A 23,025-nucleotide genomic window follows, 5' to 3' on the forward strand; every position below is an offset into this window, starting at 1 on the left:
GCCCGTCACCTCCCTTCGCAAGGCCTGCGTTCGGCCTCCTGAAGTCGCGAAGTTACGGGCGGCGCCTGCACGGGCGCAGCTGTCGCTCGCCGAGTTAGGGGGTAACCTTCTGATAGCTAGAAGCTAGAAGCTAGAAGCTAGAAGCTAGAAGCTAGAAGCTAGAAGCTAGAAGCCGTCACTCGTAATTGTAGATCTTGGCTCGTTCGGGGGCGCGTCACCTTGCGCTGATGCGCTGCCAGCCAACGCGCTCAAGCCCGCTCCCCGCAAAGGTCCAACGCAAACCAATGCTCAGCCGAATCAGCATCCAACCCCGCCCCCAGCAACGCGAACATCTTGCCCAGCGCCGCCTCGCGGGTCATGCCGCCACCGCTGACCAGCCCCGTGTCACGCAGGCGGCTGCCAGCAGCGTAGGTGTCGAACACCACCGCTCCCTCCGGGCACTGGCTGATCGCCGCGATCATCACGCCAGCCTGGCGGGCATCATGCAGCACGTCGAGCAGCGCCTGATCGTCGGACGGGCCGGTACCGCTGCCGTAGCACTCCAGCAGCAGGCCCTGGATACCACTGTCGAGCAGCCCACGCACCAGCCCCGCCGCAAGCCCCGGGAACACCGGCAGCACAGCCAGGCTCACAGGCTGGCGCGGCTGGCGGTAATCCAGGCGAGCCGGCAGCTCTGCTGCCCGTTCACCGTCGCGCTGGCGCGGTAGCGCCTTGAAGGCGTCGAACGCCTCGCTGCGCAACTTGGACGCACGGCAGCCATGCAGCAACTGGCCGTGGAAGAACAGATGGACGCCCGGCGCCAGGCCACTTTCGAACAGGTTCAGGGCGCCGACCAGGTTGTCCCAGGCGTCGCTGTCCGGCGCGCCGGCCGGCAGCATGGAACCGGTCAGCAGCACCGGCACCGGCAGGCCCAGCAGCAGGAACGACAACGCCGCGGCGCTGTAGGCCAAGGTATCGGTGCCATGCAGCACCAGCACCCCGTCATGGCCATCATGCTCGACCGCCTCGACGATGGCATCGCGCATCGCCAGCCAGTTGGCCTGCTGCATGTTGGCGCTGTCGATCAGCGGGTTCAGCTCACGCAGCGACCACTGCAGCTTTGGCGCATCGCCGCAGGCGGCGAAGTGTTCGCGCATGCGCGCTTCGAAGCCACCGGCTGGGGCCAGGCCCTCGGCGGTCTGCAGCATGCCGATGGTGCCACCGGTGTAAAGGACGAGAAGATTCTTGACTGCACGCATGGAAGCATTCCGTAGCGATGTAGCGAAGGAAGAGGCAGCCGCCCGCGAGCGGGGCGGCTGTGGCAGGGCAGGGTATCAGTGCTGCGCTGGCGCCGGGGCGGCGGCTTTGTCAGCAGCTGTTGCAGCCTGCGGGTTGGCCGGCCAGGCGGCGCGGTCCAGGTCCAGGTCGGCGAACTTGCTGGAATCGAACACCGGTTGCTTGATACCGGCCTTGCGCTGGTCGTCGTAGTCGCGCATCACCCGCAGGCCGACCTTGAACAGCAGGGCCAGGGCGATCAGGTTGACGAACGCCAGGCAGGTCATGGTGATGTCGGCGAAGGCGAACACGGTCGACAGGTTCTGCACCGAACCCCAGATCACCAGTGCCAGCACCAGGCCGCGGAAGATCATCAGCACGATACGGTTGCGGCTGAGGAACTGCAGGCTGTTCTCGCCCAGGTAGTAGTTGTAGAGGATGCAGGTGAAGACGAACAGCGACAGCGCGACGCTGACGAACAAGCGCCCCCAGTCACCGACCACGGCGGCCAGCGAGTTCTGGGTCAGGACGATGCCGTCACCTTCGAAGCCTGGGGTGTAGAAGCCCGACAGCAGGATCAGCAGCGCGGTGCAGGTGCAGATCACGAAGGTGTCGAGGAACACGCTGAAGGCCTGGACCACGCCTTGGGCGCCCGGGTGCTTCACGGCGGCCACTGCGGCGACGTTCGGCGCGCTGCCCAGGCCTGCTTCGTTGGCGAACACGCCACGCTTAACGCCCATGACGATGGCGCTGCCGAGCAGGCCGCCAAACGCTGGGTCGAGGCCGAAGGCGCTCTTGAAGATGGTTTCCAGCATGGCCGGCACGTGTTCGATCTGGGTGCCGATCACATACAGAGTCACGCCGATGTAGGCCAGGGTCTTGACCGGCACCAGCAGGTCGGACACCGCGGCGATGCGCTTGATGCCACCGATGAAGGTAATGGCCAGCAGGACCGCGAGGACGATACCGGTACGGCTCGGGTCAAAACCGAAGGCATTCTGCAGCGAGTGGGTCACGGTGTATGACTGCACGCCGATGAAGGCGAAGCCGTAGGTGACCAGCAGCAGGATCGAGAACACGATCGCCATGCTTCGCAGCTTCAGGCCGTGCAGGATGTAGTATGCCGGGCCGCCGCGGTACAGGCCATCGCCGTCGGCGCGCTTGTAGACCTGGGCCAGGGTGCATTCGAAGAAGCTGCTGGCCATGCCGACCAGGGCGGTGACCCACATCCAGAACACCGCGCCAGGGCCGCCGAGGGTAACGGCGATACCGACACCGGCAATGTTACCGGCGCCGACACGGCCGGCCAGGCTCAGCATCAGGGCCTGGAACGAGCTCAGTTGGCCTGCCTGGCCGCGAAGGGATTCCTTGAACACACCGAACATGTGGCCGAAGTGGCGGAACTGGACGAACCGAGAGCGGATGGTGAAGTAACCGCCGAGTCCGACGATCAGCACGATGAGGAGTTTCCCCGAAAGGAAATCGTTGAGTGCTTCGAGCATTGAAAAATGACCTCGATTCTTATTCTTCGCGTGGAAAGACCAGCGGACGGCAGGCGCACCGCTATTCATTGGGGGCGCATGGTTGGCCATGACAACTGTGGTTACAATTTCGCGGGTTGCTCCATTTTGGTGCGAGTTGATGCTAGACTGGCATCATTCGCATCATCTGGACCCGTGCATCATGGGCGATCAATTCGCTATCAACCTCAAATTGGCGTGCAGCCACTACCGCTCTATCTCCGAGGTTTGCCGGCAGCTGTCGATCAACCGGGCACAATTCAACAAATACCTGAGCGGCCAGAGCCGGCCGACGGCGTACAACCTCAAGCGCATCGGCGACTTCTTCGGCGTCGAGGATTACGAACTGGGGCTGCCGCCCGAACAGTTCGCCCGCCTGATCGGCGCGCGCAACCCCGAGCAGCGCGTCGGCCAGCAGGACGACCCGATCAGCGAACTGTTCAAGCCACTGCATAAAGAAGCGGGCAACCTGTCGCGCTATTGCGGTTACTACTTCGAGTACTCCAATTGCATGTCGGTGCCAGGGTCGATCCTGGTGTCGCTGGTACACCTGTGGGAAGAGCGCGGCAGTTTCCTGTTCGAGCGCCAGGAGCGCCAGGAGCGCGGCATTGGCAACGACCAGCAGGCCGAGGTGCGCTGCCGCTACCTGGGCGCGGCGTTCCAGTTGCAGGACCGGATGTTCCTGATCGACTACGAGTCGCTGACCCTGAACGAGATGAGCCAGACTATTCTCATACCCAGCTTCAAAAGCCGAATCAGCCGCCTTAATGGGCTCAAGACCGGCGTATCCAGCGGCGATCGGCGCAATCCAGCCTGTACCCGGGTGGTGTGGGAGTACCTTGGGGAAGAGATCAATCGCATCAATGCCTTCCGCCAGATAAAACTGTACCGGCCAGACGACCCACGGATCGATGATGACATCCGCGATCGCCTGAGCGCGGGGATGGTCAGCAACGGCCTGTTCGAAATCGAATAAACCCTGCGCACACCTTACTGTAGGAGCCAGCCTTGCTGGCGAAACAGGCGCCACGGTGCAGGATACGGCTACGCCGGTATCGCCAGGCAACCCCGCGCCCACGCCAGTGCCCCGGGTTGCCAGCAATCAGCGCTCGAGCATGAACCCCGCCACCTCCGCCGCCACCTGATCCGCCACCGCTGGCCGTTCGCGCAGGTGCGCGGCAATGCCGTGGTCGCAGTCGGTCAGCATCAAGCATTCGACGTGGGGCGCCGGTACCGAGCGCAACAGTGTATGAGTGACTTCTTCCGGGATAGGACTGTATCGCTCCACCCCTGCCAGCCGCCGGGTGCCCGCCGAGGTACCCGCGCCCTGGCCGTGCACTTTCGAGTTGAGCCCGTCGTATTCGCCGATCACCAGCAGCACCCGGCCCTGGAATTGGCGCAGGAATTCGTAGCTGTCGCATTCGAGAAAGGCGAATGGTTTGCGGATGGCCGCCGTGAACGCCGGGCCGAAGGGCTCGATGTGGGCCGCATCGGGGTAGACCGCCGGACAGATCAGTACCAGCTTGCGCACACTCGGGCGTTGCGCCGCCAGCTTCAGGGCGATGGCCGCGCCCAGGCTGTGGCCGATCAGGGTATCGCTGCGGGTGTCCAGCCGCTGGTGAAAGCGTAGGGCTTCATCGAGGTTGCGGGCCAGCGAGGCCTCCCGGGCACCGGGTTCGCTGGCCAGGCTGTGGCCGGACAGGTTGCCGGTCAGCGAGCCGATGCCCTGTTGCTGCAAACGGTACAGCAGCGGGTTGAGCCGGGTGAAGTCCGAACGCGCGCCGCCGATGACGAAGGCGGTTGGCGCCTGCTCATTCAGCGGCAGCAGCAGGCGCGCCTGCTGGCGGTAGCCGTCGAAACGTTCCTCGATGAACCGCTCGGTGCCGGGGGCAGCTTCATCGAATTGCCATTGGCTGCGCTGCGGGAGGATCGACTCGGTGTCCATGTGCGTCTCCTTGAACATGCATGGCGCAGTATAAGTAGCTGACGGCCAAGGCGGAACAGCGCGGCGGGGCGGACAAATCGACGCGCAACGGGCGCATGGCCGGGGCTGCGTTGGACTTCCCCTGTAGGAAACAGCAAAATGGCCGCTTCCTCCTTCGACCTGAGCGGACCTGTTGACTCTATGCGTATGCGCCTGATGCTGTTGGGTGGTGGCAATGCCCTCGGGCAAGCGCTGATTCGCCTCGGGGCCGAGGAAGACATCGCCTTCCTGGCGCCGCGTCCGCCGGAGCACGGCTGGGACCCGGCCAGCCTGACCCTGCTGCTCGACGAACAGCGCCCGGATGCTGTCATAAACCTGGCCTATTACTTCGACTGGTTCCAGGCCGAGGCCGTCAGCGAGCCGCGCCTGGCCCAGCAGGAGCGGGCGGTGGAGCGGCTTGCCGAGCTGTGCCAGCACCACGAGATGATCCTGGTGCAGCCGTCCAGCTACCGGGTGTTCGACGGCTCGCGGGCCACCGCCTACAGCGAGAAGGACGAACCGGTGCCGCTCGGCCTGCGCGGCCAGGCGCTATGGCGCATCGAGCAGAGCGTGCGCGCCACCTGCCCGCAGCATGTGCTGCTGCGCTTCGGCTGGCTGTTGGATGAAAGCCTTGATGGCGCCCTCGGGCGCTTCCTGACCCGCGCCGAGCAGCCCCAGGAACTGCTGCTGGCCGATGACCGGCGCGGCAATCCGACGCCGGTGGACGACGCCGCGCGGGTGATCCTCTCGGTGCTCAAGCAGCTCGACTGCCAGGCGCCGCTGTGGGGCACCTATCATTACGCAGGCAACGAGGCCACCACGCCGTTGGCACTGGGCCAGGCGATCCTTGCCGAGGCTGGGCAGTGGCGCAAGCTGGCTGTGCAGGCGCCGACCGCCCAGGCTCACGCCGCGCGCCCGGATGCCAGTGAAGAGCCGCAGCACGCGGTGCTGGCCTGCAAGAAGATCCTTCATACTTTCGGCATCAAGCCGCGTGCCTGGCGCGCCGGCTTGCCGCCCCTACTGGACCGTTTCTACCGACATGGCTGACGCCCCCATCCTGATCACCGGCGGTGCCGGCTTCATTGGCTCCCACCTGTGCGATGCGTTGCTGGAAAAAGGCTACGCGGTGCGCGTGCTCGACGACCTGTCGACCGGCAAGCGTGAAAACCTGCAATTGGGTCATCCGCGCCTGGAACTGCTCGAGGGCGATGTCGCCGACGCGGCCCTGGTGGCGCGTGCCGCCGTTGGTTGCCAGGCGGTGGTGCACCTGGCAGCGGTGGCCTCGGTGCAGGCCTCGGTGGAAGACCCGGTCAAGACTCACCAGAGCAACTTCATCGGTACCCTCAACGTCTGCGAAGCCATGCGCCTGAGCGGCGTACGGCGGGTGCTGTTTGCCTCCAGCGCGGCGGTGTACGGCAACAACGGCGAAGGCCAGTCGATCGCCGAGGACACGCCCAAGGCGCCCTTGACCCCCTATGCCGTGGACAAGCTGGCCAGCGAGCAGTACCTGGACTTCTACCGTCGCCAGCATGGCCTGGAGCCGGTGGTGTTCCGCTTCTTCAATATATTCGGGCCGCGCCAGGACCCGTCTTCGCCGTACTCCGGGGTGATCAGCATCTTCTGCGAGCGCGCCACCCGCGGCAAACCGATCATGGTGTTCGGCGACGGCGAGCAGACCCGTGACTTCCTGTATGTCGGTGACCTGGTGCAGGTGATGATCCAGGCGCTGGAGCTGCCGACGGTGGACGAGGGCGCGGTGAATATCGGCCTGAACCAGGCCACTTCGCTGAACCAGTTGCTCAAGGCGCTGGAGCAAGTGGTTGGCAGCCTGCCGGCGGTCAGTCATGGCCCGGCGCGCTCGGGTGATATCCGTCATTCACGGGCGGACAACACGCGGTTGCTGGCGCGCTTCGCGTTCCCCGAGCCGACCCCCTTCGTCCAAGGTTTGGCGCGACTGCTGGGCAAGGCCTGAGTCTCCAGCTCCTACAGGGGCGCGTAGGGCCGAGTATCACCCATGGCGGACCACTCGCCGTCGGCAATCCTCCGGTTTCAGCACCCGCCCATCCTTGGCCTTTACCTGCAGGGTCTCCAAGGGCTGTTCGCGATCATCCACCAGTTGCGAGCGTGTCTCGCCGGTCTCGAACATAAACCGCTCCCCCCACTGGCGTAGACCGACCACGAGCGGAAACACCGAGCGCCCCTTGTCGGTGAGCACGTATTCCTTGTAGGCGCTGCCATCGGAGGCAGGCTGCTGCGTCAGCAAACCAGCCTCCACCAGCAGCTTCAGTCGCCCGGCGAGGATGTTCTTCGCCAGCCCCAGGTTTTTTTGCAGCTCACTGAAGCGCCGTAACCCGTCGAAAGCGTCCCGCAGGATCATCAGTGCCCAGCGGTCGCCAAGCACTTCCAGCGCGCGGGCCACCGGGCATTGTTGATTGTGTTCATCGAGCATCGCGGACCTCCGTGGTATGTGGTTGCAGATTAAAACCGGATTTGCTAGAAATCCACTTTGTGGTTTTAATTTGAAACCAGATTGACCAAGGGATTCCTGATGACCAGCATCTGCACTGCACCTCAGGCGCTCAGTCGCGGCTTGACCCTGCTGCTGGCGACGGCCGGCGCGCTGGCTGTTGCCACTGTATACCTGGCCCAGCCGCTGCTGGAGTCGATGGCGGCCAGCTTCGGTATCAACCCCGCCCATGCGGGCCTGGTGGTGGGCATGACCCAGGCGGGTTACGCCCTGGGCCTGCTGCTGATCGTGCCGCTGGGCGATCGGCTCAACCGCCGTCGGTTGATCATTGCCCAGTTGCTGGTCGCGGCCGGGGCCTTGCTGGCGGTGGCGTTGGCCACGCGCTGGGCGATGTTGCTGGGGGCCGTGGCCCTGGTTGGGTTGGTGGCGGTGGTGGTGCAGGTGCTGGTGGCGCACGCCGCCACCCTGGCCAGCCCCGCGCAACAAGGGCAGGCGGTGGGCACTGTTACCAGCGGCGTGGTGCTGGGCATCCTGCTGGCTCGCCTGGTGTCGGGGCTGGTGGCTGATTGGATCGGCTGGCGCGGGGTCTACTTCGGCGCCGCGGGGCTCACGCTGCTGATGGCCGGGGTGCTGGCCTGGCGCTTACCCACCGCGCCGTCACAAGGCGCGCGCCAGGGGTATTGGGCGCTATTGGGGTCGGTATTTGGCTTGTACCGGCATGATCGCCTGCTACGCCAGCGCGGGCTGTTGGCGTTGTTGGTGTTCGCCGCCTTCAGCGTGCTCTGGAGCGCCATGGTATTGCCCTTGAGCGCGGCGCCACTGGCGCTCGATCACACCCAGGTCGGTCTGTTCGGCCTGGCTGGAATCGCCGGCGCCCTGGCGGCATCACGTGCCGGACGCCTGGCCGACCAGGGCCAGGGGCGGCGCATCAGCGGCTTGGCGCTGGGGTTGCTGACCTTGTCCTGGTTGCCCACGGCGTTGCTCGAGCAGTCGCTGGTGGCGCTGGTGATCGGGGTGGTGCTGCTCGATCTGGCGGTGCAGGCGGTGCATGTGACCAGCCAGAGCTTGCTGTTGGCTGGGCGCGGCGAGATCGCCAGCCGCCTGATCGGCGCCTACATGTGCTGCTATTCGTTGGGCAGTGGCCTGGGCGCCGTGGCGGCGACCTGGGTGTATGGCCAGTGGGGATGGTTGGCGGTATGCGGGTTGGGTGCGGGGATCAGCGCGTTGGCCGGGTGCTGCTGGTGGTTCCAGCAGCCTTGCGCAGGCGCCAGCAAGGCTGGCACCTGCGCAAGGCGTTGAATCAGAACTTGTAGCCGATACCGACCATGTAGACCCAAGGGTCGAGGTCGACGTCGACCTTGGTCTTGCCGACGCCCAGGGCAGTCGGGCCGTCGATGGTGGCTTTGGTGTCGATGTCGACGTACCAGACTGCGGCGTTGAACAGCAGGTTGTCGGTGATCATGTAGTCCATGCCCAGTTGGCCGGCGATACCGATCGAGTCTTGCAGCTTCATGTTGCTGAAGCCCTGGGCCTTGCGGTTGCTGCTCAGGTCTTCATCGAAGAACAGGGTGTAGTTGATGCCCACGCCAGCGTAAGGCTGGAACTTCGAGGAAGGTGCCATTGGGTAGTACTGCAGCGACAGCGTCGGTGGCAGTTGCTTGATGTCGGCCAGCTTGCCGTCCAGGCCGCCGCCCAGGCCTTTCACGCCAACGGTGTGCTTGAACGGCGTGGCAGCCAGCAGCTCGAGGCCGATATGGTCGGTGAGCATGTAGGCGAAGGCCAGGCCCAGCTGGGTGTCGCTGTCCACGGTTGCCTTGGTGCCCGAGACCTTGGCGCCGTTGAGTTTCAGTGCGCTGCTGTCTTCGTTGGGCGAGACGGTGGCGGCACCGGCGCGGACGATGAAATCGCCAGCCTTGTGGGCGTGGGCAACAGGGGCTGCAAGCGCCAACGCGACGAGCGAGGCACCGAGCAAGGACTTGTTCATGGAAGCTCCCAGAGGACGTGAGTAATCGAGTAGTCCAATGGTACGAAGCTGACTAAACAGAAAGTTTGACCCAGCTCAACGAAGGCACGTCATTGGCTGGCAACTGTGCTCACTTCAGCTCATATGCATAGATTTTCTCGGCTTCCATCTGGTAACCGGCATCGGCCAGCTCGCTGCTGCTTGCCTTGACGCTCAGGGTGCCCTCGATCCAGTACGGCTGGTAGAGGTCCTCGATTCGCACGCCCATTTCGCTGAAGATGTGCACGATCTGGTTCGATGGTGGCGGCGGCACATGGATGCAGGCGCCGTAGTAGGGCACCAGCAGGAACTCGGTGGTGCGGCCCTCGTCACTGACCTCCAGTGGCACGATGTAGCCGGGGATCTTCACCGCCTGGCCGTCCAGGGCTTTCACTACCGGGGCGTCGGGCGCCTGTTGGCGGGCCGCGGGGGCGGCCTCGGCGGACAGCGCGTCGCTGATCTGCGACAGGTCGTGCAGGGGCGTCAGTTGCGGCGGGATGATCGGCGCGCCCTCGGGGATCAGTGCGGGCCAGTCCAGTTCGCGAGGTTCCGCCGCCCAGCAGGCAACGGGCAGGCACAGTAGCGCGAGCAGTATCCAGGCTGGGTAGGCGCGGGCTTGCAGGGTCATGGGCATTCTCAAAGGTGGATCGACAGGCCATCGGCCAGCGACTGCCGGTAGGCGCGCCAGGCCGGCACGCTGCCCATCAGCAGCGCCGCGCCAAGGATGACAGCCAGCAGCGTCCACTCATGGGCGCTTGGCCAGGCCAATGGCAGGTACAGTCCGTAATTGGCCTGCACATGGCCCTGTGCCAGGGCAATGCCGGCATACAGCAAGCCAAGCCCGGCGGCGATGCCCGACAATGCCAGGGCCAGTGCCTCGAGCACCAGCAACCCGGCGATATGCCAGGGCCGCGCGCCTACCGAGCGCAGGATGGCCATTTCCCGGCGGCGCTCGTTGAGGCTGGTGAGGATGGCGGTGAGCATGCCGATCAAGCCGGTCAGCACGACGAACAGCGATATCACGAACAGCGCCTGCTCGGCGGTGCCCATCAGGCTCCACAGCTCCTGCAGGGCCACGCCGGGGAGAATCGCCAGCAGCGGCTCGCCGCGGAACTCGTTGATCTCGCGCTGCAGGCTGAAGGTGGCGATCTTGCTGTTGAGCCCGAGCATGAAGGCGGTGATGGCGCTGGGTTGCAAGTCCATGCCACGCGCCTGCTCGGCGCTGATGCGCCCGGCGCCACGGGCCGGCACGCCGTTGTGCCAGTCGATATGGATCGCCTCCATGCCGCCCAGGCTGATGTGCAGGGTGCGGTCCACTGGCGTGCCGGTGCGCTTGAGCACGCCGACCACGGTAAAGGGCTTGTCGTCGTGCTTGACCAGGCTGATGGCGGCGACGCCATGGGCCAGCACCAAGGTGTCGCCCAGTTTGTAGTGCAGCGCCTCGGCGACTTCGGCGCCGAGTACCACTTCGAATGGGTCGTCGGCGAATGGCCGGCCCTGGTCCAGCGCCAGGTGCTGGCGGCGACCGTACTGGTAATGGCTGAAATAGTCGGCGGTGGTGCCCATCACCCGGTAGCCCCGGTGCGAGTCGCCCAGCGAGATGGGGATCGCCCATTTAACCCGGGGATCCTGGGCGTAATGCTGGTAGCTGTCCCAGCGGATGTTGTTGGTGGCGTTGCCGATGCGAAACACCGAGTACAGCAGCAGGTTCACCGACCCCGAGCGCGCGCCGACGATCAAGTCGGTGCCGCTGATGGTGCTGGCGAAGCTGGCGCGGGCTTCGGTGCGTACCCGCTCCACCGCCAGCAGCAGGCACACCGACAAGGCGATGGCGAAGGCGGTGAGCAGGGCGGTGAAACGGCGGTTGGCCAGGCTGGCCAGGGCAAGGCGGAGCAGGTACATCAGGCCTCCCGGGGCGTGGCGGCGCGGTTGAGCTCGGCCAGCGACAGATGGCGGTCGAACAGTGGCGCCAGGCTCTGGTCGTGGCTGACGAACAGCAGGCTGGCTCCGGCCGCGCGACATTCGTCGAACAGCAGGCGGATAAAGGCCTCGCGGTTGTCGGCATCGAGCGCCGAGGTGGGTTCGTCGGCGATTACCAGTTCCGGCTGGCCGATCAGCGCGCGAGCGGCGGCCACCCGCTGCTGTTGGCCGATCGACAGGCTGTCGGCGCGGCGCGCGAGCAATGCTGGGTCGTCCAGGCCGAGGTGGGCCAGCAAATGGACGGCGGCCTGATCGATGCCACCATGGCGTTGGCAGGCCCGCGCCGCCCGGCTTTTCGAGAAGCGGCAGGGCAGCTCGACGTTCTCGCGCACCGAGAGAAACGGCAGCAGGTTGAACTGCTGGAAGATGTAGCCGGTATGATCGACCCGGAAGCGATCGCGGGCGCCCTGGCGCAAGCTCGCCAAGTCCTGGCCGAGTAGCTGGATGCTGCCCTGGCCTGGGCGGTTGACGCCGCCGAGCAGGCCCAGCAGGGTGGTCTTGCCACTGCCGCTGGGGCCCTTGAGGAACAGCGCCTCGCCAGCCTCCAGGCGCAATGCCGGGATATCCAGCAGCGGCGCCTGGCCGGGCCAGGCGAACAGCAGGTCACGCAGTTCGATCAGCGGCTGGCTCATTCAGAATTCGACCACGGCCTTGGCGGGCGTCGCATCCACGCCTTTCTGGCCGTGCGGGCCGATCAGCTGCACGGTGATCTTCTGGGTTTGCGGGAAGGTCTTGAACAGCGGCGCGAGGTCGATGCTGGTGAGCTTGTCGGGGTTGGCGCAGGTCAGTTGGTAGTGGGCGTCGACATCGGCGTGCTGGTGGCCGTGGGCCGGCTTGTCGCTGGCCTCGAACAGCGGGCTCTCCAGTTCCTGGTTTTCTTCCGCGCAACCGGCGCCTTGGGCCAGGCCGAACAGTTTCAGCGGTTGTTCCAGCTGCTGGCGGGCGGCGCTGACCTTGGCTTTGTCGGCATCGGTGCTGGCCGCGTGCTCGAAGCCCACCAGGTTCATCGCCGGGCTGTCCAGCCCCAGTTCGAGGGTGTTGCCGTCGACCACCACGTTGAGCTTGGCCACTCCATGCTCATGGGCGCCGAGGGAGCCATGGGCATGGTCGTGATCATGGTCGTCGTGGGCATGGGCCACGGCCAGGGGAAGCAGGGCAAAGGGCAGGGCGAGCAACAGACGACGCATGGAAGGCTCCACAGGCGGCTTGGAATAATTTAGTAATGTTATAACAATTTTTCTCCGCGCCGCCAGCCTGCCTGGCGCAGGTTTCATGTTCATGGGAGCATGGCGGCATTCAAGCCCGGGATCGAGGAAAACAGCGTGAGAATTCGTGGACAGATCGGTGATTGGCCGGTGGACCTGACTATCGAGCTGGCGCCTGAGGAGTGGGCTCAGCTTGGCCGTCGGCTGGCGGCGCCTGCCGTGGTCGAGACCGTCCAGGCCAGCGCCGGCCCAGCGCCGCGCCAGGATGACGGGCAGTGGCTGGCCGCGCGCGAGGTGCTGCGCGAAGCGGGGCAAATGAGTGGGCCGCAGTTGCTGGAGCGTCTGGAGGGGCTGGCTGGCAGCGTCGCCGCAGGCAAGCGATTGCTGGTGCGCTTGCGCCACAGCAGCGAGGTGAAGGTGGAAAGCGGCGCGGATGCACCGGTGTATCACTGGGTGGGGTGAGGGGCTGCAAAGCAGCCCCAACAACCTCAGAACAGCGCAGCGGACAGCTTGCGACGGTACACGCCGACCAGCGGATGCTCGTTGCCGAGCAGTTCGAACACCTGCAGCAAGGCTTTCTGCGGCAAGCCATTCTCATAAGCGCGATTGCGCTGGAACAGCTTCAGCAGGCCATCCAGCGCCGCTTCATATTGCTGGCGCGCCAGTTGCTGGATGCAAAGCTGGTAGCTGGCCTCGTCGTCCTGGGGGTTCTGCGCCAGGCGGCTCTTCAGCTCGGCGGCCTCCGGCAGCGTGGCGGCCTGGCGCAGGAAGGTCAGCTGGGCCTTGGCGCCGGCCAGGGCTGCCTTGTGCTCGTCGGTCTTGACCGCGTCGAGCACCACCTGGGCCTCGCCCAGCTCGCCGCGCTCGGCCAGGCAGCGGGCGTAGAGGATCAGCGCCTCGGCATTGCTGTTGTCTTCACCCAGCAGCACCTGCAGCAGGGCCTCGGCTTCGCTGAAGCGGCTTTCGGCGAACAGCGCCTTGGCTTGCTCCAGCGGCGCGGCGACAGGCGCGGCGGGCATCTGCACGTGGGGCTCGAGCATGGCACGGATGGCTGATTCGGGCTGGGCGCCGGCAAAACCGTCAACCGGCTGGCCATCCTTGAACAGCACCACGGTCGGCAGGCTGCGGATACCGAACTGGGCGACGACCTGCTGCTCGACGTCGCAGTTGATCTTGGCCAGCAGCAGCTCGCCCTGGTAGCCCTCGGTAATCTTCGCCAGCAGCGGCATCAGCGCCTTGCATGGCGCGCACCACTCGGCCCAGAAGTCGACCAGCACCGGCTTGTGGAAGGAGTTCTCGATGACCAACTGCTGGAAGGTGGCATCTGTGGCATCGAAGATGTACGGCAGGCTTGTGTTGACAGGAGCTTGGTTCATCGTGACTCTCGCAAACGTGAATGCCCCCACTATAAAGGCTCGCGGCTGGCGTGGTACAGGCTGACCCGGCGGAATTCGTGCGGCTCGGCCAGGTCTGGCAAAGTCAGCGCTTCGAGCACCCCGAGCGGGCGATACAGCCGGTGGCTGAAGTCGCGGACCCGCGAATCGGCGACCAGCGCCTCGCGGCCACGGCTGAGGAACGCATCCAGTAGCGGCAGGTTGGCGCGGTCGTACAGCACATCGGCTACCAGGATCAGGTCGAAGCGGTCGGCCTCGGCGAAAAAATCGCTGCTGTAGCCCAGTTCGACGCCATTGAGCGCGGCATTGGCCCGACAGGCGTCCAGGGCCAGTGGGTCGAGGTCGCAGGCCACCACCTCCCGCGCGCCGGCATGGGCGGCGGCGATCCCGGCAATGCCCGAGCCGGCGCCGAAATCCAGCACCCGCTTGCCGCGCACCCACTGCGGGTGCTGCGCCAGGTAGCGCGCCATGGCCAGGCCGCTGGCCCAGCAGAAGCTCCAGTAGGGCGGCTCTTCGAGGATGCGCCGGGTTTCCTCGCTGCTGAAGGCCCGGTCCATGTTCTGGTCGTCGATCAGCCAGAGCTTCAGCGCGCAGCCGGGCAGTTCGCTGATCACCAGCCGCGCTTCGCCGATCAGGCCGCTGAGGGCCTGTTGCAGGGCGTGCGGGGCCATTTATGGGGCCTTTTCGAAGCGTAGCGGGCCGGTGGCCTGGGTTTGTGCCTGGGCAATGCGTACCGGTTGCAGGTGCAGGATCAACTGGCCGGAGCGGCTGGCGCGGCCGCGCAGCTCGACACGGGCACCGGCCGGGAAGGCCTCGGGGTTGAACCGCAGTTGGTAGGGCAGGGCCTGGCCGGTGCCGGTCAGGTTGCTGCTGGCCAGCAGGCGTTGCGGGCGGCCGCGGTCATCGATGACCAGCAGGGCCAGTTCCACGTCGGCGCCGGCGGGAATATCCATCAGGGTGCCGCTGAGCTCGCGCTGGTAGGCTGGCAGTGGCCCCAACGGCTGGGCTTTCTTCGCCACCTTGGCCGGTGCTGGCGGTGGGGCCTGTTCGGGCTTGGGCCGGTCGCTGCCGCAGGCGGCGAGCAGGGCGGCGCAGCACAGCACGACGAGCGCTCGATAGTGCATGGGATGATCCTTCACGGGCAGATTTGCATGGATGGTAACCCCTTTGGCTTGTCTTGCCAGTGCAATGCGCTACCATGGCCCTCCCTTTTTTTGTTGCCTGCCACCATGCACTGTCCCTTTTGCGGTGCCAACGACACCAAGGTCATCGACTCGCGCCTGGTCGCCGAGGGCGAACAGGTGCGTCGCCGCCGTGAGTGCGTCGCCTGCGGCGAGCGCTTCACCACATTCGAAACCGCCGAGCTGGTTCTGCCTCGCTTGATCAAGCAGGACGGCACCCGCCAGCCCTTCGACGAAGACAAGTTGCGTGCCGGCATGCAGCGCGCGCTGGAAAAGCGTCCGGTCAGCGTCGAGCGCCTGGAAGCGGCGTTGGCGCATATCAAGAGCCGCCTGCGCGCTACCGGCGAGCGCGAGGTGAAGTCGCTGGTGGTCGGCGAGATGGTGATGGCCGAGCTGCGCAAGCTCGACGAAGTCGCCTACATTCGTTTCGCCTCGGTCTACCGGCGTTTCCAGGACCTCGACGAGTTCCGCGAAGAAATCGACCGCCTGGCCCGCGAGCCAGCCAAAGAGTAAGCATGTCCAGCCAAGCCATTCTCGACGCCCACTACATGGCCCGGGCCGTGGAACTGGCCCGCAAGGGCCTCTACAGCACCCACCCCAATCCGCGCGTAGGCTGTGTGATCGTGCGCGACGGCGAGGTGGTTGGCGAGGGCTGGCACGTGCGCGCCGGCGAACCGCACGCCGAGGTGCATGCGCTGCGCCAGGCCGGCGAGCGCGCCCAGGGCGCCTGCGCCTATGTGACCCTCGAACCCTGCAGCCACCATGGCCGCACGCCGCCGTGCGCCGAGGCGCTGGTCAAGGCAGGCGTGGCGCGGGTGGTGGCGGCCATGCAGGACCCCAACCCGCAAGTGGCCGGCAATGGCCTGCGCCGTCTGCGCGAGGCCGGCATCGAGGTCGCCAGCGGTGTGCTCGAAGCTGAAGCTCGCGCCCTCAACCCCGGTTTTCTCAAGCGCATGGAGCATGGCTTGCCGTTCGTGCGCGCCAAGCTGGCCATGAGCCTGGACGGTCGCACTGCCATGGCCAGTGGCGAGAGCCAGTGGATCACCGGTCCCGCCGCCCGTGCCGCGGTCCAGCGCCTGCGCGCCCGTTCCAGCGTGGTGCTGACCAGCGCCGAGAGCGTGCTGTGCGACAACGCGCGGATGACCGTGCGCGGCGCGGAACTGGGCCTGGATGATGAACTCACCGCCCTGGCCGTGTCGCGCCCGCCGCTGCGCGTGCTCATCGACGGGCGTTTGCGACTGCCGCTGGACGCGCCGTTCTTCCAGGCCGGCCCGGCGCTGGTGGTGACCGCTGCCGGCGAGGACCCTCGCTATGCCGCCGCCGGTCATGAGCTGTGCGACCTGCCCGGCAGCGACGGCCGCGTCGACTTGCCTGCCTTGCTGCGGGTGCTGGCCGGGCGTGGCGTCAACGAAATCCTCCTGGAAGCTGGCGCCGGCCTGGTCGGCGCCTTCGCTCGCCAGGGCCTGGTCGACGAGTACCAGTTGTTCGTTGCCGGTACCTTCCTCGGCTCCGATGCCCGTCCGCTGCTGGACTGGCCCTTGTCGAAAATGAGCGAGGCGCCGCGGCTGAAAATTACCGAAATGCGCGCGGTCGGCGATGACTGGCGGGTCACTGCCATCCCCCTGCCGGCCACCGGCGTATAATGCCTGGCTTGCGCCGTACTGATCGTGGCGCAGCCCGTACTTGAGGAGAACAGCATGTTCACCGGCATCATCGAATCCATCGGCACCATCCGCAGCCTCACCCCCAAGGGCGGTGACGTGCGCGTCTATGTCGAAACCGGCAAGCTCGACCTGGGCGACGTCAAGCTCGGCGACAGCATCGCCGTCAATGGTGTGTGCCTGACCGCCGTCGAGCTGCCCGGCAATGGCTTCTGGGCCGATGTCAGCGTCGAGACCCTCAAGCGCACCGCCATGGTCGACCTCAAGAGCGGCAGCCGGGTCAACCTGGAAAAGGCCCTGACCCCGACCACCCGCCTGGGCGGCCACCTGGTCAGCGGCCATGTCGACGGCGTCGGCGAGATCGTCTCGCGTGCCGATAACGCCCGCGCCATCCAGTTCCGCGTGCGGGCGCCGAAAGAGCTGGCCAAGTACATCGCCCACAAGGGCTCGATCACCGTCGACGGCACCAGCCTGACGGTCAACGAGGTCGATGGCGCCGAGTTCGAGTTGACCATCGTCCCGCACACCCTGTCCGAAACCATCATGGCCGACTACCGTCCAGGGCGTCGGGTGAACCTTGAGGTCGACCTGCTGGCCCGCTACCTGGAGCGTCTGCTGCTGGGCGACAAGGCCGCCGAACCGAGCAAGGGCAGTGGCATCACCGAAAGCTTCCTGGCCGCCAACGGCTTCTTGAAATCCTGATTGAGAAGGGGGTGCCGCGTGGCGCTCAACAGCATCGAAGAACTGGTCGAAGACATCCGCCAGGGCAAAATGGTCATCCTCATGGACGACGAGGACCGTGAGAACGAAGGCGACATCATCATGGCCGCCGAGTGCTGCCAGGCCGAGCACATCAACTTCATGGCCAAGCATGGCCGTGGCCTGATCTGCATGCCGATGACCCGCGAGCGCTGCGAAACCCTCAAGCTGCCGTTGATGGCACCGCGCAATGGTTCGGGCTTCGGCACCAAGTTCACCGTGTCGATCGAGGCCGCCGAAGGTGTCACCACCGGCATTTCCGCCGCGGACCGCGCGCGCACCGTGCAGGCCGCCGCAGCCAAGGACGCCAAGGCCGACGACATCGTCAGCCCCGGTCATATCTTCCCGCTGATGGCCCAGCCCGGCGGCACCCTGGCTCGCGCTGGCCACACCGAGGCGGCCTGCGACCTGGCGCGCATGGCCGGTTTCGAGCCGAGTGGGGTGATCTGCGAAGTGATGAACGACGATGGCACCATGTCGCGCCGCGCCGAGCTGGAAGTGTTCGCCGCCGAGCATGGCTTGAAGATCGGTACCATCGCCGACCTGATCCACTACCGCATGATCCACGAGCGCACCGTGCAGCGCGTCTCCGAGCAGCCGCTGGACAGCGAACTGGGCCAGTTCAACCTGGTTACCTACCGTGACGCGGTGGAAGGCGACGTGCACATGGCCCTGACCCTGGGCAAGATCTGCGCCGAGGAGCCAACCCTGGTGCGCGTGCACAACATGGACCCCCTGCGTGACCTGCTGATGGTCAAGCAGCCGGGCCGCTGGAGCTTGCGCGCGGCAATGAGCGCGGTGGCCGAGGCCGGCAGCGGCGTGGTCCTGCTGCTGGGCCACCCGCTGGACGGCGACGTGCTGCTGGCGCACATCCGCGAAAGCGCGGGCGACGCGCCAAGCAAGACGCCGACCACCTACAGTACCGTCGGTGCCGGTTCGCAGATCCTGCGCGACCTCGGTGTGCGCAAGATGCGCCTGATGAGTTCGCCAATGAAGTTCAATGCGATATCCGGATTCGATCTGGAAGTTGTAGAATACGTGCCCTCCGAGTGACTTGAGGCGGCCTGATCGCCCTCCCGCTCGAGTCCAAACCCTCCCGAGGCCGCCGCAGCGCGGCCTCGCTCTTGAAGATGAGAACATCGGAATGACCCTGAAGACCATCGAAGGTACCTTCATCGCCCCCAAAGGTCGCTATGCTTTGGTGGTTGGCCGCTTCAACAGCTTCGTCGTCGAAAGCCTGGTAAGCGGCGCCGTTGATACCCTGGTACGCCACGGTGTCAGCGAAAGCGACATCACCATCATCCGTGCCCCGGGCGCGTTCGAAATCCCGCTGGTGGCGCAGAAGGTCGCCCAGCAAGGCGAGTACAACGCGATCATCGCCCTGGGTGCCGTGATCCGTGGTGGTACCCCGCACTTCGAATACGTGGCGGGCGAATGCACCAAGGGCCTGGCCCAGGTGTCCATGGAGTTCGGTGTACCGGTGGCTTTCGGCGTGCTGACCGTCGACTCCATCGAGCAAGCCATCGAGCGTTCCGGCACCAAGGCTGGCAACAAAGGCGGTGAAGCTGCCCTGTCCGCCCTGGAAATGGTCAGCCTGCTGGCGCAGTTGGAGGCCAAGTGATTAGCGACGAAAGCGATCGTTTCAACCCGCGCGATCCAAAACCTGCGGATGCCGGCAAGCCGTCGAAGAGCGCCAAGCGTCGCGAAGCCCGCAAGCTCGCCACGCAAGCGCTGTATCAGTGGCACATGGCCAAGCACTCGCTGAACGAAGTGGAAGCGCAGTTCCGGGTCGATAACGATTTCTCCGACGTGGACGGTGCCTACTTCCGCGAGATCCTGCACGGGGTCCCGGCGAAGAAGGTCGAGATCGACGAAGCGCTCAAACCTTGCCTGGACACCCCGCTGGAAGAACTCGACCCGGTCGAGCTGTCCGTGCTGCGCCTGTCGGCCTGGGAGTTCATGATGCGCGTCGACGTGCCGTACCGCGTGGTCATCAACGAAGGTGTCGAACTGGCGAAAGTCTTCGGTGCCACCGATGGCCACAAGTTCGTCAACGGCGTGCTCGACAAGCTGGCTCCGCGTCTGCGTGAGGCGGAAGTCAAGGCGAACAAGCGCTGATCGCGGCGCTGAGCAGCCATGGGTGAGTTCGAGCTGATCCGTCATTACTTCGCCGCCGCGCCCTGTGCGCAGGGTGGCGAGGGCGTGGCCCTGGGGATCGGCGACGACTGTGCCCTGCTGGACCTGCCTGCCGGCGAGCAGCTGGCGATCTCCACCGACACGCTCGTGGCCGGTGTGCATTTTCCCGCAGTCTGCGACCCGTTGCTGCTCGGCCAGCGCTCGCTGGCCGTGGCGGTCAGCGACCTGGCGGCCATGGGCGCCACGGCGATCGGCTTCACCCTTGCCCTCACCTTGCCCCAGGTCGGCGCGCAATGGCTTGCCGGCTTTGCCGATGGCCTTGGCCGCATGGCCGCGCGCTGCGGCATCAGCCTGATCGGTGGCGACACCACCCGCGGCCCGTTGAGCATCACCGTGACCGTGTTCGGCCGGGTGCCGACCGGCCAGGCGCTGCGCCGCGGCGGCGCGCAGCCGGGCGACCTGCTGTGTGTCGGTGGCTTTTTGGGCAATGCGGCCGGGGCCTTGCCGTTGGTGCTGGGCGAGCGCGAGGCGGCTGCCGATGTGGCCGGGCCATTGCTCGAGCATTACTGGTCGCCCTTGCCGCAACTGCAACTGGGCGAGCGCCTGCGCGGCCTGGCCACGGCGGCGCTGGATATTTCCGACGGCCTGCTGGCCGACTGCGGGCATATCGCCAAGGCGTCCGGCGTTGCGCTGCAGGTGAACCTGGCGCAGGTCCCCGTGTCTGCTCCTTTACAGGCGTTGCTCGGCCGTGAAGCGGCGCTGCAGGCCGCGCTCACCGGTGGTGACGACTATGTGCTGGCGTTCACCATGCCGGAAAGCGCGCTGACCGCCTTGGCCCGTGAGGTGCACGTCATCGGCTGTGTACTGGAAGGCCAGGGAGTCACCTTGCGTGACCCGCAAGGCCAGGACATCACCCCGATGCAACGGGGCTATCAACATTTTAGGGAGACACCGTGACCGACCACCCCAACCAGGTGCCTGCGGAGTTCGTTCCGCCTTCGGTCTGGCGCAACCCATGGCACTTCATTGCCTTCGGCTTTGGCTCCGGCACCTTGCCCAAGGCGCCGGGCACCTGGGGCTCGCTGGTGGCGCTGCCGTTCATCCCGCTGTGGCAAATGCTCCCCGACTGGGGCTACTGGCTGCTGCTGGGCATCAGCATGCTGTTCGGCGTATGGTTGTGCGGCAAAGTGGCCAACGACTTGCGCGTGCACGACCATGAGGGCATCGTCTGGGACGAGATCGTCGGCATGTGGATCACCCTGTGGCTGGTGCCGGAGGGGTGGCAGTGGCTGTTGGCGGGGTTCCTGATGTTCCGCTTCTTCGACATCCTCAAGCCGTGGCCGATCCGCTGGGTCGACCGCCATGTGCATGGTGGTTTCGGAATCATGCTCGACGATATCCTGGCCGGTGTGTTCGCCTGGCTGGGCATGCAGGTGCTGGTGTGGGCGGTGGCCTGACACAGGGAGCGTTGCCATGGGCCTGAGGGCTGTACTACTGGCATTGGTGCTGTTGGTCGCGGGGCCGGGCGTGATGGCCCAGGAGGCGCCGGCGCAGGTGCGCCTGGTCAGCGAGGCCTGGATCGACTACACCAACGCCGACGGCACCGGGCTGGCCTGGGATGTGTTGCGCAAGGTGTTCGAACCGGCCGGGGTCAAGGTCGTGGCGCAAAGCGCGCCCTACAGCCGCGCCGTCGGGCTGGTGAAACGTGGCGAGGCGGATGCCTGGGTTGGTTCGTACAAGGACGAGAACGACGACAACCTCTACCCGCGCTGGTACTTCGACCAGGATCATATCTATGCCCTGGGCCTGGTGGGCAAGCCGGTGCCCACGCGCGAAACCCTGGGCCAGTACCGCCTGGCCTGGGTACGCGGCTATGACTACGCCAGCTACCTGCCCAATATCCACAACTTCCGTGAGATCCAGCGCCGCGAGGGCATCCTGCCGATGCTCGAGCATGATCGGGTCGACTTCTACATCGATGCGCTGGCCGAGGTCGACTATGTGCTCGGCCAGGCGCCCGACCCCGCGCGCTTGCGCCGTACCCATGTGGCCGAGTTGCCGTTGTACCTGGCGTTCGCCCGCAGCGAGCAGGGCAAGGCCCTGCGCGAGCTGTTCGACCAGCGCATGGAGGTGCTGGTGCGCAGCGGCGAACTGAAGCCGATCTTCGAGCGTTGGAAGCAGCCGTATCCGTTTACAGCGGATAGTCAGGCGCATTGAGGCTTGTGTCGCTGGTCCTGTAGGAGCGGCCTTGTGTCGCGACGGGCCGCACAAGGCCCCAGCGATGACTGACTTTTCGCTGAGTCTCGGGGCCGCTGTGCGGCCCATCGCGACACAAGGCCGCTCCTACACCTGCTCCATAGGCATCGAACTTTTCGATCTTAAACCGCGATATTCAGCCTGCGCACCTGTGCCGGGCTGCTGATACAATCGGTCGATCTGAATATTCCTACTTTCCAGGAGCACAACGTGCCCGTCGTCTTTGTTGCCGCCTCTAAACTCCCGACCCCCTTTGCGATCTTCACCATGCATGGTTTCCTCGACGAAGCCACTGGCCGCGAGCACGTGGTGCTCAGCCTGGGTGACATCGCCGACGGCGAGCCGGTGCTGGGGCGCCTGCATTCCGAGTGCCTGACCGGCGACGCGCTGTTCAGCCAGCGCTGCGATTGCGGTTCGCAGCTGGAAGCCGCGCTGCAGGCCATCGCCCGCGAAGGCCGTGGCGTGCTGCTGTACTTGCGCCAGGAAGGCCGTGGCATCGGCCTGTTGAACAAGATCCGTGCCTACGAGCTGCAGGACGGCGGTGCCGACACCGTCGAGGCCAACGAGCGCCTGGGCTTTGCCGCCGACCAGCGCGACTACGGCATGTGCCTGCCGATGCTCGAGCATCTGGGCGTGAAGTCGCTGCGGCTGATGACCAACAACCCGCGCAAGGTCAAGGCGCTCACCGACATGAACATCAAGGTGGCCGAGCGCGTGCCGCTGCACACCGGCCATAACCCGCACAACCGCCTGTACCTGGCCACCAAGGCCGACAAGCTTGGCCACATGATGGGCAACAAGCACCAGGGCGAGGTGCCCCAGGCGTGACCCGCGGCGAGGTGAAGCGTCGGCTGGCCCTGGCCTGGTGGCAGTACCTGGCCGTGGGCCTGGTGCCGTTGCCGGTGATGGCCTGGGCGTTCGGCGGCGGCGAGCCGTTGATCCCGGTGTTGGCCATGCCGCTGTTCATCGCCGGGGCTGCGACCATGTTCCTCAGCCTGCCGCGTTTCGGCGCCTACAAACGGACACTGATCGCCACCGACAAGCAACTGGGCACACCGGAAGAACCCGGTGCCTGGATCGAGCTGGCCCGGGTGCGACGCCTAGCCATGTTGTTCGCCTGCTTCCCGGCCTGGGTGGCGGCGTTGTCGGTGCTGGTGGGGCTGGAGGCGGTGCCGCAGATCTTGCTGGCGCTTGCCACCGTGGTGATCTTGTACCTCTACCGCATTCCGCGTCAGCTGGGCTGATTG

At 65.8% G+C, this 23,025-nt stretch carries 28 protein-coding genes; 16 read left to right on the forward strand and 12 right to left on the reverse strand.

What is annotated here, in order from left to right; all coding sequences use genetic code 11:
- Positions 1 to 248 precede the first annotated feature (248 nt).
- Positions 249 to 1,238 carry an asparaginase gene (locus ACODS5_RS13840; protein WP_489108944.1) on the reverse strand — a complete coding sequence of 330 codons (990 nt, stop codon included), beginning with the start codon at positions 1,236 to 1,238 and terminating at the stop codon, positions 249 to 251.
- 75 nt (positions 1,239 to 1,313) lie between these two features.
- The gene (locus ACODS5_RS13845) at positions 1,314 to 2,756 is read right to left on the reverse strand and encodes an alanine/glycine:cation symporter family protein (protein ID WP_134692762.1); all 1,443 of its coding nucleotides are present in this window, start codon (positions 2,754 to 2,756) and stop codon (positions 1,314 to 1,316) included.
- 181 nt (positions 2,757 to 2,937) lie between these two features.
- On the opposite strand from ACODS5_RS13845, the gene ACODS5_RS13850 reads away from it, so the two are divergent.
- Positions 2,938 to 3,750, forward strand: a complete 813-nt coding sequence (locus ACODS5_RS13850) for a helix-turn-helix domain-containing protein (protein ID WP_134692765.1) — start codon at positions 2,938 to 2,940, stop codon at positions 3,748 to 3,750.
- Positions 3,751 to 3,876: 126 nt separating this feature from the next.
- On the opposite strand, the gene ACODS5_RS13855 is transcribed toward ACODS5_RS13850, so the two are convergent.
- Positions 3,877 to 4,719: an alpha/beta hydrolase gene (locus ACODS5_RS13855; RefSeq protein ID WP_489108945.1), complete on the reverse strand. Its 843-nt coding sequence runs from the start codon at positions 4,717 to 4,719 to the stop codon at positions 3,877 to 3,879.
- Positions 4,720 to 4,899: 180 nt separating this feature from the next.
- On the opposite strand from ACODS5_RS13855, the gene ACODS5_RS13860 reads away from it, so the two are divergent.
- Both ACODS5_RS13860 and ACODS5_RS13865 read left to right on the forward strand, forming a co-directional pair.
- Positions 4,900 to 5,784: a sugar nucleotide-binding protein gene (locus ACODS5_RS13860; RefSeq protein WP_134692760.1), complete on the forward strand. Its 885-nt coding sequence runs from the start codon at positions 4,900 to 4,902 to the stop codon at positions 5,782 to 5,784.
- Complete coding sequence (locus ACODS5_RS13865; protein ID WP_134692759.1) at positions 5,777 to 6,709, forward strand: NAD-dependent epimerase/dehydratase family protein; 933 nt, start codon at positions 5,777 to 5,779, stop codon at positions 6,707 to 6,709. The genes ACODS5_RS13860 and ACODS5_RS13865 overlap by 8 nt, the downstream gene beginning before the upstream one ends.
- Before the next feature lie 36 nt (positions 6,710 to 6,745).
- Here ACODS5_RS13865 and ACODS5_RS13870 read toward each other — a convergent pair whose 3' ends face one another.
- Positions 6,746 to 7,186 carry a winged helix-turn-helix transcriptional regulator gene (locus tag ACODS5_RS13870; RefSeq protein WP_489108946.1) on the reverse strand — a complete coding sequence of 147 codons (441 nt, stop codon included), beginning with the start codon at positions 7,184 to 7,186 and terminating at the stop codon, positions 6,746 to 6,748.
- A 99-nt stretch (positions 7,187 to 7,285) separates the two neighbouring features.
- On the opposite strand from ACODS5_RS13870, the gene ACODS5_RS13875 reads away from it, so the two are divergent.
- Complete coding sequence (locus ACODS5_RS13875; RefSeq protein ID WP_489108947.1) at positions 7,286 to 8,503, forward strand: MFS transporter; 1,218 nt, start codon at positions 7,286 to 7,288, stop codon at positions 8,501 to 8,503.
- A 1-nt stretch (position 8,504) separates the two neighbouring features.
- Here the strand turns inward: ACODS5_RS13875 and ACODS5_RS13880 are convergent, their stop codons facing one another.
- From ACODS5_RS13880 to ACODS5_RS13900, 5 genes are all read right to left on the reverse strand, one after another.
- The gene (locus ACODS5_RS13880; protein WP_134692756.1) at positions 8,505 to 9,188 is read right to left on the reverse strand and encodes an OmpW/AlkL family protein; all 684 of its coding nucleotides are present in this window, start codon (positions 9,186 to 9,188) and stop codon (positions 8,505 to 8,507) included.
- A 109-nt stretch (positions 9,189 to 9,297) separates the two neighbouring features.
- Positions 9,298 to 9,834 (reverse strand): DUF3299 domain-containing protein, encoded by a 537-nt coding sequence (locus ACODS5_RS13885; RefSeq protein ID WP_489108948.1) that lies wholly within the window; start codon positions 9,832 to 9,834, stop codon positions 9,298 to 9,300.
- Positions 9,835 to 9,842: 8 nt separating this feature from the next.
- Entirely contained in the window at positions 9,843 to 11,108 is a 1,266-nt protein-coding gene (locus ACODS5_RS13890; protein WP_134692754.1) for an ABC transporter permease, read from the reverse strand.
- Positions 11,108 to 11,818, reverse strand: coding sequence for an ABC transporter ATP-binding protein (locus tag ACODS5_RS13895; protein ID WP_134692753.1), 711 nt, complete (start codon positions 11,816 to 11,818; stop codon positions 11,108 to 11,110). The genes ACODS5_RS13890 and ACODS5_RS13895 overlap by 1 nt, the downstream gene beginning before the upstream one ends.
- Positions 11,819 to 12,373, reverse strand: coding sequence for a DUF2796 domain-containing protein (locus tag ACODS5_RS13900; RefSeq protein WP_489108949.1), 555 nt, complete (start codon positions 12,371 to 12,373; stop codon positions 11,819 to 11,821).
- A gap of 135 nt (positions 12,374 to 12,508) precedes the next feature.
- Here ACODS5_RS13900 and ACODS5_RS13905 point away from each other — a divergent pair, with 135 nt between their 5' ends.
- Positions 12,509 to 12,853: a hypothetical protein gene (locus ACODS5_RS13905; RefSeq protein WP_489108950.1), complete on the forward strand. Its 345-nt coding sequence runs from the start codon at positions 12,509 to 12,511 to the stop codon at positions 12,851 to 12,853.
- Between the two features lie 26 nt (positions 12,854 to 12,879).
- Here ACODS5_RS13905 and trxA read toward each other — a convergent pair whose 3' ends face one another.
- From trxA to ACODS5_RS13920, 3 genes are read right to left on the reverse strand one after another with little or no spacing between them, the layout of a single operon-like run.
- Positions 12,880 to 13,767 carry a thioredoxin gene (gene trxA / locus ACODS5_RS13910; RefSeq protein ID WP_134692750.1) on the reverse strand — a complete coding sequence of 296 codons (888 nt, stop codon included), beginning with the start codon at positions 13,765 to 13,767 and terminating at the stop codon, positions 12,880 to 12,882.
- A gap of 29 nt (positions 13,768 to 13,796) precedes the next feature.
- Positions 13,797 to 14,456, reverse strand: a complete 660-nt coding sequence (locus tag ACODS5_RS13915) for a class I SAM-dependent methyltransferase (protein WP_489108951.1) — start codon at positions 14,454 to 14,456, stop codon at positions 13,797 to 13,799.
- On the reverse strand, positions 14,457 to 14,909 hold the full coding sequence (locus tag ACODS5_RS13920) for a hypothetical protein (protein ID WP_489108952.1): 453 nt from the start codon (positions 14,907 to 14,909) through the stop codon (positions 14,457 to 14,459).
- A 105-nt stretch (positions 14,910 to 15,014) separates the two neighbouring features.
- On the opposite strand from ACODS5_RS13920, the gene nrdR reads away from it, so the two are divergent.
- From nrdR to ACODS5_RS13975, 11 genes are all read left to right on the forward strand, one after another.
- Positions 15,015 to 15,479, forward strand: a complete 465-nt coding sequence (gene nrdR, locus ACODS5_RS13925) for a transcriptional regulator NrdR (protein WP_009685710.1) — start codon at positions 15,015 to 15,017, stop codon at positions 15,477 to 15,479.
- 2 nt (positions 15,480 to 15,481) lie between these two features.
- On the forward strand, positions 15,482 to 16,609 hold the full coding sequence (gene ribD, locus ACODS5_RS13930) for a bifunctional diaminohydroxyphosphoribosylaminopyrimidine deaminase/5-amino-6-(5-phosphoribosylamino)uracil reductase RibD (RefSeq protein ID WP_134692747.1): 1,128 nt from the start codon (positions 15,482 to 15,484) through the stop codon (positions 16,607 to 16,609).
- A gap of 54 nt (positions 16,610 to 16,663) precedes the next feature.
- On the forward strand, positions 16,664 to 17,329 hold the full coding sequence (locus tag ACODS5_RS13935; protein WP_217850603.1) for a riboflavin synthase: 666 nt from the start codon (positions 16,664 to 16,666) through the stop codon (positions 17,327 to 17,329).
- An 18-nt stretch (positions 17,330 to 17,347) separates the two neighbouring features.
- Complete coding sequence (ribBA, locus tag ACODS5_RS13940) at positions 17,348 to 18,439, forward strand: bifunctional 3,4-dihydroxy-2-butanone-4-phosphate synthase/GTP cyclohydrolase II (RefSeq protein WP_134692745.1); 1,092 nt, start codon at positions 17,348 to 17,350, stop codon at positions 18,437 to 18,439.
- A gap of 91 nt (positions 18,440 to 18,530) precedes the next feature.
- Entirely contained in the window at positions 18,531 to 19,007 is a 477-nt protein-coding gene (ribH, locus tag ACODS5_RS13945; RefSeq protein ID WP_103448796.1) for a 6,7-dimethyl-8-ribityllumazine synthase, read from the forward strand.
- Positions 19,004 to 19,504 carry a transcription antitermination factor NusB gene (gene nusB / locus ACODS5_RS13950; protein WP_134692744.1) on the forward strand — a complete coding sequence of 167 codons (501 nt, stop codon included), beginning with the start codon at positions 19,004 to 19,006 and terminating at the stop codon, positions 19,502 to 19,504. The genes ribH and nusB overlap by 4 nt, the downstream gene beginning before the upstream one ends.
- 18 nt (positions 19,505 to 19,522) lie before the next feature.
- Complete coding sequence (gene thiL, locus ACODS5_RS13955; protein ID WP_489108953.1) at positions 19,523 to 20,479, forward strand: thiamine-phosphate kinase; 957 nt, start codon at positions 19,523 to 19,525, stop codon at positions 20,477 to 20,479.
- Positions 20,476 to 20,979, forward strand: coding sequence for a phosphatidylglycerophosphatase A family protein (locus ACODS5_RS13960; RefSeq protein ID WP_023632630.1), 504 nt, complete (start codon positions 20,476 to 20,478; stop codon positions 20,977 to 20,979). Before thiL ends, ACODS5_RS13960 begins: the two co-directional genes overlap by 4 nt.
- 16 nt (positions 20,980 to 20,995) lie before the next feature.
- Positions 20,996 to 21,739, forward strand: coding sequence for a substrate-binding periplasmic protein (locus ACODS5_RS13965; RefSeq protein ID WP_489108954.1), 744 nt, complete (start codon positions 20,996 to 20,998; stop codon positions 21,737 to 21,739).
- Positions 21,740 to 21,988: 249 nt separating this feature from the next.
- Complete coding sequence (gene ribA, locus ACODS5_RS13970; RefSeq protein WP_167659496.1) at positions 21,989 to 22,606, forward strand: GTP cyclohydrolase II; 618 nt, start codon at positions 21,989 to 21,991, stop codon at positions 22,604 to 22,606.
- A complete protein-coding gene (locus ACODS5_RS13975; protein WP_134692740.1) occupies positions 22,603 to 23,022 on the forward strand; it encodes an MFS transporter in 420 nt (139 codons plus the stop codon). Before ribA ends, ACODS5_RS13975 begins: the two co-directional genes overlap by 4 nt.
- The last annotated feature ends 3 nt before the right edge of the window (positions 23,023 to 23,025 follow it).

Source organism: Pseudomonas sp. FG47 (assembly GCF_057809115.1).

Coding starts and splice junctions, on each gene's coding strand:
- ACODS5_RS13860 (WP_134692760.1), top strand. CDS start 4,900: ATGCGTATGCGCCTGATGCTGTTGGGTGGTGGCAATGCCCTCGGGCAA.
- ACODS5_RS13965 (WP_489108954.1), top strand. CDS start 20,996: ATGGGCCTGAGGGCTGTACTACTGGCATTGGTGCTGTTGGTCGCGGGG.
- trxA (WP_134692750.1), bottom strand. CDS start 13,767: ATGAACCAAGCTCCTGTCAACACAAGCCTGCCGTACATCTTCGATGCC.
- ACODS5_RS13890 (WP_134692754.1), bottom strand. CDS start 11,108: ATGTACCTGCTCCGCCTTGCCCTGGCCAGCCTGGCCAACCGCCGTTTC.
- ribH (WP_103448796.1), top strand. CDS start 18,531: ATGACCCTGAAGACCATCGAAGGTACCTTCATCGCCCCCAAAGGTCGC.
- thiL (WP_489108953.1), top strand. CDS start 19,523: ATGGGTGAGTTCGAGCTGATCCGTCATTACTTCGCCGCCGCGCCCTGT.
- ACODS5_RS13840 (WP_489108944.1), bottom strand. CDS start 1,238: ATGCGTGCAGTCAAGAATCTTCTCGTCCTTTACACCGGTGGCACCATC.
- ribD (WP_134692747.1), top strand. CDS start 15,482: ATGTCCAGCCAAGCCATTCTCGACGCCCACTACATGGCCCGGGCCGTG.
- ACODS5_RS13935 (WP_217850603.1), top strand. CDS start 16,664: ATGTTCACCGGCATCATCGAATCCATCGGCACCATCCGCAGCCTCACC.
- ACODS5_RS13885 (WP_489108948.1), bottom strand. CDS start 9,834: ATGACCCTGCAAGCCCGCGCCTACCCAGCCTGGATACTGCTCGCGCTA.
- ACODS5_RS13915 (WP_489108951.1), bottom strand. CDS start 14,456: ATGGCCCCGCACGCCCTGCAACAGGCCCTCAGCGGCCTGATCGGCGAA.
- ACODS5_RS13845 (WP_134692762.1), bottom strand. CDS start 2,756: ATGCTCGAAGCACTCAACGATTTCCTTTCGGGGAAACTCCTCATCGTG.
- ACODS5_RS13865 (WP_134692759.1), top strand. CDS start 5,777: ATGGCTGACGCCCCCATCCTGATCACCGGCGGTGCCGGCTTCATTGGC.
- ACODS5_RS13900 (WP_489108949.1), bottom strand. CDS start 12,373: ATGCGTCGTCTGTTGCTCGCCCTGCCCTTTGCCCTGCTTCCCCTGGCC.
- ACODS5_RS13870 (WP_489108946.1), bottom strand. CDS start 7,186: ATGCTCGATGAACACAATCAACAATGCCCGGTGGCCCGCGCGCTGGAA.
- ACODS5_RS13850 (WP_134692765.1), top strand. CDS start 2,938: ATGGGCGATCAATTCGCTATCAACCTCAAATTGGCGTGCAGCCACTAC.
- ACODS5_RS13855 (WP_489108945.1), bottom strand. CDS start 4,719: ATGGACACCGAGTCGATCCTCCCGCAGCGCAGCCAATGGCAATTCGAT.
- ACODS5_RS13895 (WP_134692753.1), bottom strand. CDS start 11,818: ATGAGCCAGCCGCTGATCGAACTGCGTGACCTGCTGTTCGCCTGGCCC.
- nrdR (WP_009685710.1), top strand. CDS start 15,015: ATGCACTGTCCCTTTTGCGGTGCCAACGACACCAAGGTCATCGACTCG.
- ACODS5_RS13880 (WP_134692756.1), bottom strand. CDS start 9,188: ATGAACAAGTCCTTGCTCGGTGCCTCGCTCGTCGCGTTGGCGCTTGCA.
- ACODS5_RS13875 (WP_489108947.1), top strand. CDS start 7,286: ATGACCAGCATCTGCACTGCACCTCAGGCGCTCAGTCGCGGCTTGACC.
- ACODS5_RS13920 (WP_489108952.1), bottom strand. CDS start 14,909: ATGCACTATCGAGCGCTCGTCGTGCTGTGCTGCGCCGCCCTGCTCGCC.